This is a genomic window from Comamonas sp. MYb396 (assembly GCF_037479555.1).
GTDB lineage: Bacteria > Pseudomonadota > Gammaproteobacteria > Burkholderiales > Burkholderiaceae_C > Comamonas.
Genome location: NZ_JBBGYU010000002.1, coordinates 33,077 through 45,986, shown reverse-complemented (window position 1 = coordinate 45,986; position 12,910 = coordinate 33,077). Strand labels below are relative to the sequence as shown.

Here is a 12,910-nt window from a genome sequence, read left to right as displayed (position 1 = left end):
GCAGCCGGGCGGGCGCCCGGTTTTATAGCGGTCTGGCAGCTGTCTGGTGCCAGTCTGGAACTTGTCAGAGGGCGCTGTAGCGCACCACACGGGGGCCCCGGCACAGGCCAAACAGACGCATGCCGGCCTGGTTGGCCACCTGGATGGCGAGCGTGGTGGGCGCGGAGATGGTGGCCAGCACCGGCAGGCCCATGCGGGCGCATTTGCGCACCAGCTCGTAGCTGGCGCGGCTGGTCATCACCACCAAGCCGGGCTGGCCTAGCATCTGCTGCTGCGCCATATGGCCCAGCAGCTTGTCCAGCGCGTTGTGGCGGCCTACGTCCTCCAGCGCCACCTGCAATTGCCCAGCCGTCGTGGCCCAGCCGGCAGCATGGACGGCGCCGGCCTGCTGGTTGAGCAGCTGCAGCTGGGGCAGCTGAGAAAACGCCATCTGCAAGGCCGCCAGATCCACGCGCTGGGCCCAGTCGGGCAGCTGCGGCAGGGGCTCGGGCACCAGATCGAGGGCGTCCATCGAATCGATGCCGCAGATGCCGCAGCCGGTGCGGCCGGTGAGGGCGCGGCGCCGCTCCTTGAGGCGCACAAAGCAGCGGCTGGCGATCTCCATCTCCACGCTGATGCCCGGTGCCTCCGGGTCCGTGCCGCAGGTGGCCAGCGGCTGTACCTCGATGCCATAGCAATCGGCTGCCTGGTCGATGATGCCTTCGGAGAGTGCAAAGCCCAGTGCAAACACTTCCAGGTCCTGCGGGCTGCACATCATCACCGCATGCGAGATGCCGTTGAACACCAGCGCCACCGGTACTTCGGCCGCAACCGCATCCAGCCGCGAGACCGAGGCCTCTGGCGTGATCACGGTGGCGGGCAGGGGCTGGACAGCGCTTGGCAGATCGGAAGGCATGGCGCTGATTGTGACGCAAAGCGAATGACGGCGTCTGCGCCGTGGGCAGGCGCGGCCAAAAACAAACCCCGCCGAGGCGGGGTTGGGTGGGAAGACCTGGGTCTTGCGATCCGCAGGTCTTGCAGGGCTGGGCAAGCGCTTAGATGAAGCTGCGCAGCTTGTCCGAGCGGCTGGGGTGCTTGAGCTTGCGCAGCGCCTTGGCTTCGATCTGGCGGATGCGCTCGCGCGTCACGTCAAATTGCTTGCCCACTTCTTCCAGCGTGTGGTCGGTGGACATTTCAATACCGAAGCGCATGCGCAGCACCTTGGCTTCGCGCGGGGTCAGGCCATCCAAGATGTCCTTGACGACGTCGCGCAGGCCGGCCTGCATCGCCGCATCGACCGGCGCTGTGTTGGCGCTGTCTTCGATGAAGTCACCCAGGTGGCTGTCGTCATCATCACCGATCGGCGTTTCCATCGAGATCGGCTCTTTGGCGATCTTCATGATCTTGCGGATCTTGTCTTCCGGGATCTCCATCTTCTCGGCCAGGATGGAGGCATCGGGCTCGAAGCCGAACTCCTGCAAGTGCTGGCGGCTGATGCGGTTCATCTTGTTGATGGTCTCGATCATGTGCACCGGAATACGGATGGTACGGGCCTGGTCCGCAATCGAGCGCGTGATCGCCTGGCGAATCCACCAGGTCGCATAGGTCGAGAACTTGTAGCCGCGGCGGTATTCGAACTTGTCCACGGCCTTCATCAAGCCGATGTTGCCTTCCTGGATCAGGTCCAGGAACTGCAGGCCCCGGTTGGTGTACTTCTTGGCAATCGAGATCACCAGGCGCAAGTTCGCCTCGATCATTTCCTTCTTGGCATTGCGCGATGCGCGCTCGCCGTCGTTCATGCGCTTGTTGATGAGCTTGAGCTCATCGAGCGGCACCACCACGCGGGCTTGCAGATCGATCAGGTTCTGCTGCAGCTCCTGCACCGGCGGGATATTGCGGCCCATGATGGCGCTCCAGCTGTTGCCCGCTTGCGCTTCCTTCTCGATCCATTGCAGGTTGAGCAGGTTGGCAGGGAACAGTTGGATGAACTTCTCCTGGGGCAGACCGCACTTCTCGACAATGATCTTGCGCAGGGCACGCTCTTTCTGGCGCACGCTGTCGACCTGCTCGCGCAGCATGTCGCAGAGCTTCTCAATGGTCTTGGCGGTGAAGCGGATGGTCATCAGCTCGGCCGACAACTGGCCCTGCACCTTGGTGTACTGGGCCGTGCCGTAGCCGCTCTTGTCATAGGCGGCGTGCAGCTGCTCGAACAGCGACTGCAGCTTGGCAAAGCGCGACAGCGCTTCGTTCTTCAGCTCTTCCAACTTCTTGGTCAGCGCCTTGGAGCCGCCCTTGCCGTCGTCGTCGTCTTCTTCGTCGTATTCGTCGAAGTCTTCTTCGGCCACGTAGTCGTCGTTTTCATCAGCGTCGGAGAAGCCGTCCACCACGGTGGAGATGACGACCTTGCCTTCGCGGATCTCTTCGCCCATTGCCAGAATCTCGGCAATGGTCGCGGGCGATGCGCTGATGGCCAGCATCATGTCCTGCAGGCCGCCTTCGATGCGCTTGGCGATTTCAATTTCGCCTTCGCGGGTCAAGAGCTCGACCGTGCCCATTTCACGCATGTACATGCGGACCGGGTCGGTGGTGCGGCCGAACTCGGAATCCACCGTCGACAAAGCCGCTTCGGCTTCTTCTTCGGCTTCTTCTTCGGTGGTGGCGGACTGGCCGGTGTTGTTCAGCAGCAGGGTCTCTGCGTCAGGCGTCTGTTCGTAGACGGCCACGCCCATGTCGTTCAACATGGAGATCACCACTTCCAGCGTCTCGGCATCGACCAGCTTGTCGGGCAAGTGGTCGGAGATTTCGGCATTGGTCAGGTAGCCACGGGTCTTGCCCAGCTTGATCAGGGCCTTGAGGCGCTGACGGCGGGTGGACATTTCCTCTTCGGTCAGCACGGCTTCGTCGAGGCCGAACTCCTTCATCAAGGCGCGCTCCTTGGCCTTGGAGACCTTCATGCGCAGCGGCTTGACCTTTTCGGTCGGAGCGTCTGGCGATGCGGAGACCTCTACGACCTCTTCGCTGTCGCCCGCGATGTCCTCTTCGATGTCCGAGAAATCGGTATCGTCGATATCTTCATCGCCCTTGTCCTTGGCTTTGGCCTTGGTGGTCTTGGCGGCGGTCTTGCGCGGCGCCTTGGGCTTGTCGTCTTCGGCCTTGGCGGTCTTGGCCTTGGTCGCAGTCTTGGTGGCGGCCTTGGCTTTCACCGGGGTATCTTCTTCGGCGGCTTCGCTTTTCTTGGCGGCGCGCTTTTTGGGGGCACCTGCGTTGAGCAGGGCATCGGCTGCCTTGAGCAGTTCGGCCTGGGACAGGCGTTGTTTTTCGGACACGGAGCTAACCTTCTTCGTCGCTGCCTTGGCTGGGGTGGGCGCAGCACTGGCTTTTACGGTTTTGCCTGCTGCAGCAGTAGCGCGTTTGGCCGCCGGTTTGGCGGCAGGGCTGGCTGCTGTAGCTTTGGCACTTTTGGCCGCGCTGGTGGTAGTGGACGACTTGACGGACGACTTCGCGGACTTTGTAGCTGGCATGGACACCCTCAGAGCAAAGAGAACACACAAAGAAAACTGGCAAGCGCCATCACCGGCGCATTGAAACTGCAGTGGTCGATCACCACGAAACTGTGGCGAACAACGCGGCTGCACGAGGCGCTAAGCCTCAAGGCAAGATGTGGGGGCGAACATTTGGAATGCAGTCCTTGCGGTATTTTGGGCACTTGCGCTGGTGGCAAATCGCATGATTCTTCATACGGGCCCGGTCCGGAGGTGCTGCTGTCGCTCTTGCCGATGTGTCAAATATTATACCTTTTTGGCCAATGTCAAGGGCCTGTGCGGCAATCGGGGCAAATATTTTTATATGCCCTCTGGGTATTTGGAGCCGCGCCTATTTATTGACCTGGCGCTTGAGCAGGCCGATACGGTGAAAATTGCTCTGATAGCGGCGCAGCGCTTGCGGGTCGGAGGCCTGGGTGACCAGCTGGCGGTTTTGCTCTTCGAGCTGGTCGAGCACGATGCGGCTGAGGGAGTCGCGCAGCTCGGCGCGGATCTCATCGAGCGGGCCGTCAATCTGGGCATGCTGGCCCCGCATCAGCGCGGTGGCGAAGGCCTCGACCGCATGGCCGCGCAGGTGCTCGCGCAGCACCGCCCAGGACTGGGCGCCGTGGGCCAGGAACTGCTGCTCCACCCAGGCGAACAGCGGTCCATGGGGGGCGGGCAGCTGGGCCAGGGTGGCGGCGTCCTCGGGCGAGAAATTCTCCAAAAAGGCCATGTGCGACAGAAGCAGGCGCGCGGCCTGGTCTTCGCGGGTCACGGCCACGCTGGGCATCGGCGGTTGCGGCTCGGGGCGGGGCTGCCAGCCGCCTTTGCGGCCGCCTTGGCCCGGGCGCCACTCGCCGCTGCGCTTGGTGTAGCCGTTGCCGCCGCCATGGGCGCTGCGCGGCTCGCCAAAGCTGTCGTTGCGCTGGCCGGGGTAGCGGTCCATGGCCGTGTCGCTGCCCCAGGGCGGCGCATCGCCATAGGCGGGCATGCTGTCAGCGCCCACCGGCGGCGCATCCCAGGAGGGCGCATGGCGCGGGCCGCTGCTGGCCGCTGCCTGGCCAGCGCCGCTTTGGCGGGCTTGCTCCTGGGCCGTAGTCTTTTGCCACAGGCCCTCCAGCTCGGCGGCAGGCAACTGGGCCTTGTCGGCGATCTCGCCGAGCAGCTGGCGCTTGAGGGCACCGTCTGGCAGCAGGTTCCACAGTGGGCGGGCGTTGCTTGACATACGCGCCCGGCCTTCGGCCTGGCCCAGGTCGCAGAGCTCGCTGGCTGCTTCGAGCAAGAAACGCGACAGCGGCGTGGCGTCATGCACATGGCGGGCAAAGGCGTCGGCGCCGTATTCGCGCACAAAGCTGTCCGGGTCGTGCTCGGCGGGCAAAAAGAGAAACTTGATGCTGCGGGTGTCGCTGGCATAGGCGAGCGCGCCATCGAGCGCCTTGCGGGCGGCGCGGCGGCCGGCGGCATCGCCGTCAAAGCTGAAGACCACGGTGTCGGTAAAGCGGAAGAGCTTGTGCACATGGTCGGGCGTGCAGGCGGTGCCCAGGGTGGCCACCGCATTCGGAAAGCCGAGTTGGGCGAGAGCCACGACATCCATATAGCCCTCGGTCACCAGCACATAGCCATGCTCGCGGATGGCGGTGCGGGCCTCGAACAGGCCATAGAGCTCGCGGCCCTTGTGGAAGACCGGGGTTTCGGGCGAGTTCAGGTATTTAGGCTTTTCATCGCCAAATACGCGGCCGCCAAAGCCGATGCATTCGCCCTTGATATTGCGGATGGGGAACATCACCCGGTCGCGGAAGCGGTCGTAGCGTTTGCCTTCGCCGTCGTCCGATTCAATCACCAGGCCCGATTCGACCAGCTTGGCATCGTCATAGGCGGGGAAGATACTCGCCAGGCTGCGCCAGCCTTCGGGCGCGTAACCCAGGCCAAAGCGCTTGGCGGTGACGCCGCTGACGCCCCGGCCTTTGAGGTAGGCAATGGCCTTGGGCGACTGCGACAGCTGCTTGCGGTAGGCGTCACCGGCTTTTTCGAGCAGATCGGTGAGCGAGGCCTGCTTTTCGCGCGCCTGCGCGGCGCGCTCGCGCTGCTGGGGCGAGACATCGTCCTCGGGCACCGGCAGGCCCACGCTCTGGGCCAGGTCGGTCACCGCTTCGCGAAAGCCCATGCCGGTATGGTCCATCAGAAAGCCGATGGCATTGCCGTTTTTGCCGCAGCCAAAGCAGTGGTAGAACTGCTTGGAGGGGCTGACGCTGAAGGAGGGCGATTTCTCGCCATGGAAGGGGCACAGCCCCATGAGGTTGGCGCCGCCTTTTTTCAGCTGCACATAGCGGCCGACCACGTCGACAACGTCGACGCGGGAGAGCAGCTCCTGGATAAATGACTGGGGGATGGACACCCGGCTATTGTCGCGCATGCAGGGCTGCGCCGCCGCAGCGCCACCCCAATCTGCCCCCGGGTCAATGGCCAATCCCGGCTATCGATCGTGTGACAGCGCGCAATCTTCGCGTCAGCCGCTTGTGGCACAGTGTTTGCAGAGGAGACAAGCACTGATGAACAGCATTTTTGACACCGGGCTCGAGCAAAACGGGGCCAACCACACGCCGATGACCCCGCTGGGCTTTATCGCCCGCAGCGCCGAGGTCTACCCGGAGCGCCTCGCCATCATCCATGGCGAGCTGCGCCAGACCTGGGCGCAGACCTATGCGCGCTGCCGCCAGCTGGCCAGCGCCTTGCAGCAGCATGGCATTGGCAAGAACGACACGGTGGCGGTGATGCTGCCCAACACGCCGCCGATGGTGGAGGCGCATTTTGGCGTGCCGATGGCAGGGGCCGTGCTCAACACCCTCAACACCCGGCTCGATCCGCAGACGATTGCCTTCATGCTCGACCACGGCGAGGCCAAGGCGCTGATCGTGGACCCCGAATACGCCAGTGTGGTGGCCAAGGCCCTGGCGCTGCGCCAATCGCAGGCGCCAATCCTGCTGGTGGATGTGGAAGATGCGCTGTACGGCGAGGCCAGCGAGCGGCTGGGGAACCTCAGCTACGAGGCCTTGCTGGCCCAGGGCGATGCCAGCTTTGACTGGCAGCTGCCCGGCGATGAGTGGGACGCGATTGCACTGAACTACACCAGTGGCACCACCGGCAACCCCAAGGGCGTTGTCTACCACCACCGGGGCGCGGCGGTGAATGCCATCAGCAATGTGCTGGAATGGGACATGCCCAAGTTTGCGGTCTACCTGTGGACCCTGCCGATGTTCCACTGCAATGGCTGGTGCTTTCCCTGGACCGTGGCGCTGCGCGCCGGCGTCAATGTCTGCCTGCGCCGGGTCGATGCACAGGCCATTTTTGCGGCGATCAAGCGCCATGGCGTGAGCCACTACTGCGGCGCGCCGATTGTGCACAGCCTGCTGGTCAATGCGCCGGCGGCCTTGAAGGAGGGCGTGCCCGCTGGCGTCAAATGCATGGTGGCCGGTGCTGCGCCGCCTGCGGCCATGATCGAGGGCATGGAGCAGCTGGGCTTTGACCTGACCCATGTCTATGGGCTGACCGAGGTCTATGGCCCGGTGATGGTCTGCGCGCAGCAGCCTGACTGGCAGGGCATGGATGTGGGCGAACGTGCCCGCCTCAACGCCCGCCAGGGTCTGCGCTACCACCTGCAGCGCGATGCCCAGGTGCGCGACCCGGAGACGATGGCAGCCGTGCCGCAGGACGGCCAGACCATGGGCGAGATCATGCTGCGCGGCAATATCGCGATGAAGGGTTACCTGAAAAACCCCGAGGCCACTCAGGAGGCGTTTCGCGGTGGCTGGTTCCACACCGGTGACCTGGCGGTGCAGGACCCCGATGGCTATATCAAGATCAAGGACCGCAGCAAGGACATCATTATCTCGGGCGGCGAAAACATCTCGTCGATCGAGGTCGAGGATGTCCTCTACCGCCACCCCGCCGTGCTGGCTGCGGCCGTGGTGGCCAAGCCCGATGCGCGCTGGGGCGAGACGCCTTGCGCCTTTGTCGAGCTCAAGCCCGGCGCGCAGGTGAGCGCCGAGGACATCATTGCCCACTGCAAAAAGCATTTGGCTGGCTTCAAGATCCCGCGTGCGGTGGTGTTTGGCGAGCTGCCCAAGACCAGCACCGGCAAGATCCAGAAGTTCGAGCTGCGCAAGCAGGCGGGGTCTGCAGACGCGATAGACAGCTGATCCAGCCTGAACACCCATGAAAAAACCCGCCGCAGCTAGCTGGGGCGGGTTGGGTTCAGCGGATCAGGCCTGGCGCTTACTTGCCCCAGGAGTCCTTCAAGCCGGTGATCTTGTTGAACACCGGCTTGTCGCTGCGGTGGTCATGGCGGTCGGCCACAAAGTAGCCAAAGCGCTCGAACTGGAACTTGTCGTCGGGCTGCGCGGCCTTGAGCGAGGGCTCGACATAGGCGGTCACGACCTTCAGGCTGTCCGGGTTGAGCAGCGCCAGGAAGTCCTTGCCGCCGGCATCGGGCTGCGGATCGGTGAACAAACGGTCGTAGAGGCGCACTTCGGCTTGCACGCCATCGGCCACGCCCACCCAGGTGATGGCGGCCTTGACCTTGACGCTGTCCGCACCAGGGGTGCCGCTCTTGGTGTCGGGCACCACGGTGGCCAGCACCTTGGTGATCACGCCATCGGCATCCTTCTCGCAGCCGGTGCACTCGATCACATAGCCGCCCTTGAGACGTACCTTGTTGCCGGGGAAGAGGCGCTTATAGCCCTTGGGGGGTACTTCGGCAAAGTCTTCGCGCTCGATCCAGACCTCGCGGCCCAGGCTGAAGTGGCGCTCAGGCGCGACCTGGCCTTCTGCCGGGTGGGGCAGGGCGGGCAGGCTGCCGGCTTCGAGGTGCTCGGCACTGCCAAATACCTCGGCCCAGTTGCTCAGCTCCAGCTTGACCGGGTCCAGTACCACCATCGCGCGGTGGGCCTGGTTTTCCAGGTCTTCGCGCAGGCAGCCGTCCAAGGTGGCGTAGTCGATCCAGGCGTAGTCCTTGGTCACACCAATGCGTTCGCAGAAATTGCGGATGGATGCGGGCGTGTAGCCACGGCGGCGCAGGCCGACGACGGTGGGCATGCGTGGGTCGTCCCAGCCGCTGACCAATTGGTTGTCCACCAGGTGCTTGAGCTTGCGCTTGCTGGTGATCACATAGGTCAGGTTCAGGCGCGAGAACTCGTACTGGCGCGGCTGCGGCGCATCGATCAGGCCGCCCGTGCGCAGGTGGTCCAGCAACCAGTCGTAGAAGGGGCGCTGGTCCTCGAACTCCAGGGTGCAGATCGAGTGGGTGATGTGCTCGTAGGCGTCCTCGATCGGGTGTGCAAAGGTGTACATCGGGTAGATGCACCATTGGTTGCCGGTGTTGTGGTGCTCGGCATGGCGCACCCGGTAGATCGCAGGATCGCGCAGGTTGATATTGGGCGCCGTCATGTCGATCTTGGCGCGCAGCACGGCCGCGCCATCGGGCAGCTTGCCCTCTTTCATGTCGGCAAAGCGCTGCAGGTTCTTGGCCACGCTGCGGTCGCGGAACGGGCTGTTGACGCCAGGGCGCGTGAAATCGCCCCGGTTGGCGCGCATCTCGTCGGCCGACTGCTCGTCGACATAGGCCAGGCCTTGCTCGATCAGGTAGACCGCGCAGCGGTACATGAAGTCGAAGTAGTTGCTGGCGTAGTAGAGGTTTTGCTCGCCGCTCGGGTCCTTCCAGTCAAAGCCCAGCCAGCGCACGGCATCGATGATGCCGTCCACGTACTCCTGGTCTTCCTTTTCCGGGTTGGTGTCGTCAAAGCGCAGGTGGCAGACGCCGCCAAAGTCGCGTGCGAGACCAAAGTTCAGGCAGATCGACTTGGCGTGGCCCACGTGCAGGTAGCCGTTGGGCTCAGGCGGAAAGCGGGTGCGGATCTTGGCCTGGTCGATGGGGCCCTGCTGGTGGTGCTGGGCATCGCCAGGCGTGCCACCCCAGTGGCGCTGGGCGTAGCTGCCTTTTTCGAGGTCGGACTCGATGATTTGTCGCAGGAAATTGGTGGGTTTGACCACTTCGTCACTACCGTTGTGCGAAGCGCTCGGGGCAGATGCATTCATAGTTGTGTATTCTAAGGGAGTACCCTGATGGCTGGAACGTATTGCGGTTTCTGGGGCTCTGACCCAATGTTGGGTATGCCATTTACGCTTTGCAACAGGATATCTTGTCTTGAAACCATAATTTGCAGCGCCTTTGGTATCTTTCTGCCTGCTTGCCGCGTTGAAAGTCCAATGACATTTTTCAGGGATTCTCGCAAGGAGATCAATATGCGCAATTCGATGCTGAAACAAGGCTCTCGCTGGGCCGCTGCTGCGGTGCTGACTGGCTTGGCGCTGATGAGTGCTGGCGCCCATGCCAGCCGGGTGTCCTGGTCGGTGGGCATCAATGTGCCCGCGCCGGTGTACGTGGCCCCCGCGCCGGTGTACGCACCCCAGCCCGTGTATGTGGCGCCTCCCCCTGTGTATGCGCCTCAACCCGTGTATGTGGCGCCTCCGCCCCCTGCCGTCGTTTATCGCCCCGCTCCGGTGTACCGCCCAGCGCCCGTGTACTACGGCCCACCTCCCGGCCGCTACTACCGCCACCATCGCCACGACCGCGATTACTACCGCTATTGAGCTGCTTGGCAGCTTGCGCAACCGATGCCCTGGCCCGCCAGGGCTTTTTTATGCGCGTTTGCCGGGGCTCCCAACCGCCCAGCTGTCGCTTGGGCTGTGCGCTGGGGTGCCGAATGCTCGGATAATCCACAGCTGTTGTCCGTTGTGGAAGCTGAGATGAAAACTGTTTTTGTACTGAACGGCCCGAACCTGAACCTGCTGGGCCTGCGCGAGCCCACCATCTATGGTGCCCACACCTTGGCTGATGTCGAGCAGCTCTGTGCCCAGGCGGCTGCCCGCAACCAGCTGGCGCTGCGTTTTCACCAGAGCAACCATGAAGGCGCCTTGATCGACTGGCTGCACGAGGCAGGCCAGCTGCAGCGCGAAGGCCGGCTGGCCGGCGTGGTGCTCAATGCCGCCGCCTACACCCACACCAGCGTGGCCTTGATGGATGCGATCAAGGGCGCGGCGCTGCCGGTGATCGAGCTGCATATCAGCAATGTCCATGCCCGCGAGGCCTTCCGCCACCATTCCTATATTGCGCCCGTGGCCAAGGCGGTCATCTGCGGCCTGGGCGTGCAGGGCTACAGCATTGCGATCGATGCGGTGGCCCAGGTGCTGCTGGCGCCCACCGCCTGAGTGCTGCGATGTCCGATGTTCTAGACACCAGCGCTGCGGGCTTGCTGCCGCTGCCTGCGCTCTACGAGACGCTGCTGGCCAAGGCGGCGCGGCGGACCACCGTTTTTGAAGGCCAGACCGTGGTCTGGCATAGCTGGGGCGCGCGCCGCCCTGGCAGGCTGCCCTTGGTGATGCTCCATGGCGGCAGCGGCAGCTGGACCCACTGGATCCGCAATATCGATGCGCTGCTCGCCCAAGGCCATGAACTCTGGCTGCCCGATCTGCCGGGCTTTGGGGATTCCGACCCGCCGGCCGTGGGAACGGACGCCGATGCCATGCTCGCACCTTTGCATGCCGGCATGGCGCAGCTGGGGCTGCTGCCTTGCCAGCTGATGGGTTTCTCCTTTGGCGGTATGACGGCGGCCATGCTGACCGCTGCCTACCCGCAGGCGGTAGAGCGCCTGGTGCTGGTGGGGGCCCCTGCCATGGGCGTGGTGCCGGAGAAGCAGTTCAGCTTGAAGGGCTGGCGCCATCTGAGCGACCCGGCCGAGCAGCTGGAGATGCACCGCTACAACCTCGGCGCGTTGATGCTCTGGGATGCCGCCAAGATCGACGACCAGGCCCTGGCGGTGCACCAGCACAATGTTGTGCGGGACCGCCTGCCACGCCGGCGCCTGGCCAACACCGATATCCTGGCGCAGTCGCTGCCGCAGATTGCCTGCCCGGTCGCTGCGATCTATGGCGCCTATGACGCGCTGTACAAAAGCTATATGCCCGCGCTGGAGCACCAATACCGCGCGGTCACGCCCCATCTGCAGGCCTTTGTGCGGCTGCCCGACGCCGGCCATTGGGTGCAGTATGAGCAGCCCGAGGCCTTTATGGCCACGCTGCTGCCGCTGCTCTCTTCCTGATTGACCTACCTGGAACCGGCTGGCCGCGCAACGGCGCGACCGGCCCAAGCACTATGACCACCTCTACCTCTTCCTTTCGCCCCGTGATCGCCATCCATGGCGGCGCCGGCACCATCACCCGCGCCTCCATCACCCCCGCGCAACAGCAGGCCTACCGCGATGCCTTGCGCGATGTGCTGCAAGGCGCGCAGCAAAAACTGGCGGCAGGCGCGCCTGCCGAAGCAGTGGCGGTGGAGGCCGTGCGCCTGCTCGAAGAATGCCCGCTGTTCAACGCCGGGCGCGGCGCCGTGTTCACGGCCGATGCCACGCATGAGATGGATGCCTGTGTGATGCGCGGGCGCGACCTGGCCTGCGGCTCGCTCGCCGGTGTCAGCACCGTGCGCAACCCGGTGCGTGCGGCCCTGGCGCTGATGGAGGCGGGCGGGCCGGTGTTCATGATTGGCGAAGCGGCCGAGCGCTTTGCCCAGGCCCAGGGCTGCGAGATGGTGGCGCGCGACTGGTTCTCGACCGAGCAGCGCCTGGCCCAGCTGCGCACCGTGCAGGCCGCAGCGCTGGCGTCGGGCCGCGAACAGGTGGCGTTGGACCACAGCGCGCAAAGCCAGACCCAGGCCCAGGCTGCGCCGCTCGATGAGCGCAAGAAGATGGGCACGGTCGGTGCGGTGGTGCTGGATGTGCATGGCCAGCTGGCTGCCGCCACCTCGACCGGTGGCCTGACCAACAAGAAGCCCGGCCGCGTCGGTGACTCGCCCGTGGTGGGCGCGGGCACCTATGCCAAGCATGGTGTGGTGGCTGTCTCCTGCACCGGCGTGGGCGAGGCCTTTATCCGGGGCTCGGCCGCTCACACCGTGGCCGCACGCATCGAGCTGCTGGGCGAGTCGGTGGCCCAGGCCACGGCCGAGGTCATCCACCGCGTGCTGCCGCCGCTGGGCGGCGATGGCGGCCTGATCGCCGTGGGTGCCGACGGTGAGGTCTCGCTGTGCTTCAACTCCGAGGGCATGTACCGGGGCCAGATCGGCATCGATGGCGAGGCGCTGGTCGCCATTTATGCCAACGACGCCTTGGCTCCAGCGTGATCGTGCATCGCTGAGCCAGGGGCCCACCAACGGGCTCCGGCCCGACCCCGGCGATGACGGAGTGGTTTGCCTGCAACGGGCAGGCCGCCGCACCACAATGGTGCGCGCCTCTGCGGGAATTGCGTAGGTGAAAACCATAGGCCGTTTTGCATCCAAACCCGCCCCCCGGCTTTCTACAATT

At 64.5% G+C, this 12,910-nt stretch carries 9 protein-coding genes; 5 read left to right on the top strand and 4 right to left on the bottom strand.

Going from position 1 to position 12,910, the window contains the following annotated elements:
- Positions 1-64 precede the first annotated feature (64 nt).
- From fdhD to dnaG, 3 genes are all read right to left on the bottom strand, one after another.
- A complete protein-coding gene (gene fdhD, locus WH265_RS04230; RefSeq protein WP_339557436.1) occupies positions 65-895 on the bottom strand; it encodes a formate dehydrogenase accessory sulfurtransferase FdhD in 831 nt (276 codons plus the stop codon).
- A 139-nt stretch (positions 896-1,034) separates the two neighbouring features.
- Positions 1,035-3,500 (bottom strand): RNA polymerase sigma factor RpoD, encoded by a 2,466-nt coding sequence (rpoD, locus tag WH265_RS04225; RefSeq protein WP_027010614.1) that lies wholly within the window; start codon positions 3,498-3,500, stop codon positions 1,035-1,037.
- Between the two features lie 352 nt (positions 3,501-3,852).
- Entirely contained in the window at positions 3,853-5,916 is a 2,064-nt protein-coding gene (gene dnaG / locus WH265_RS04220) for a DNA primase (RefSeq protein ID WP_339557435.1), read from the bottom strand.
- Between the two features lie 136 nt (positions 5,917-6,052).
- Between dnaG and WH265_RS04215 the strand changes: the two genes are divergently transcribed.
- Positions 6,053-7,699: an acyl-CoA synthetase gene (locus WH265_RS04215; RefSeq protein WP_339557434.1), complete on the top strand. Its 1,647-nt coding sequence runs from the start codon at positions 6,053-6,055 to the stop codon at positions 7,697-7,699.
- 76 nt (positions 7,700-7,775) lie between these two features.
- Here the strand turns inward: WH265_RS04215 and WH265_RS04210 are convergent, their stop codons facing one another.
- Positions 7,776-9,593, bottom strand: a complete 1,818-nt coding sequence (locus WH265_RS04210; protein WP_339557433.1) for a glutamine--tRNA ligase/YqeY domain fusion protein — start codon at positions 9,591-9,593, stop codon at positions 7,776-7,778.
- A gap of 207 nt (positions 9,594-9,800) precedes the next feature.
- Here WH265_RS04210 and WH265_RS04205 point away from each other — a divergent pair, with 207 nt between their 5' ends.
- The 4 genes from WH265_RS04205 to WH265_RS04190 all read left to right on the top strand — a co-directional run bounded on the left by WH265_RS04205 (position 9,801) and on the right by WH265_RS04190 (position 12,729).
- Complete coding sequence (locus tag WH265_RS04205) at positions 9,801-10,148, top strand: hypothetical protein (protein WP_027010469.1); 348 nt, start codon at positions 9,801-9,803, stop codon at positions 10,146-10,148.
- Between the two features lie 156 nt (positions 10,149-10,304).
- On the top strand, positions 10,305-10,766 hold the full coding sequence (aroQ, locus tag WH265_RS04200) for a type II 3-dehydroquinate dehydratase (RefSeq protein ID WP_021025119.1): 462 nt from the start codon (positions 10,305-10,307) through the stop codon (positions 10,764-10,766).
- A gap of 8 nt (positions 10,767-10,774) precedes the next feature.
- Complete coding sequence (locus WH265_RS04195; protein WP_339557432.1) at positions 10,775-11,656, top strand: alpha/beta fold hydrolase; 882 nt, start codon at positions 10,775-10,777, stop codon at positions 11,654-11,656.
- 53 nt (positions 11,657-11,709) lie between these two features.
- Positions 11,710-12,729 (top strand): isoaspartyl peptidase/L-asparaginase family protein, encoded by a 1,020-nt coding sequence (locus WH265_RS04190; protein ID WP_339557431.1) that lies wholly within the window; start codon positions 11,710-11,712, stop codon positions 12,727-12,729.
- Positions 12,730-12,910 lie beyond the last annotated feature (181 nt).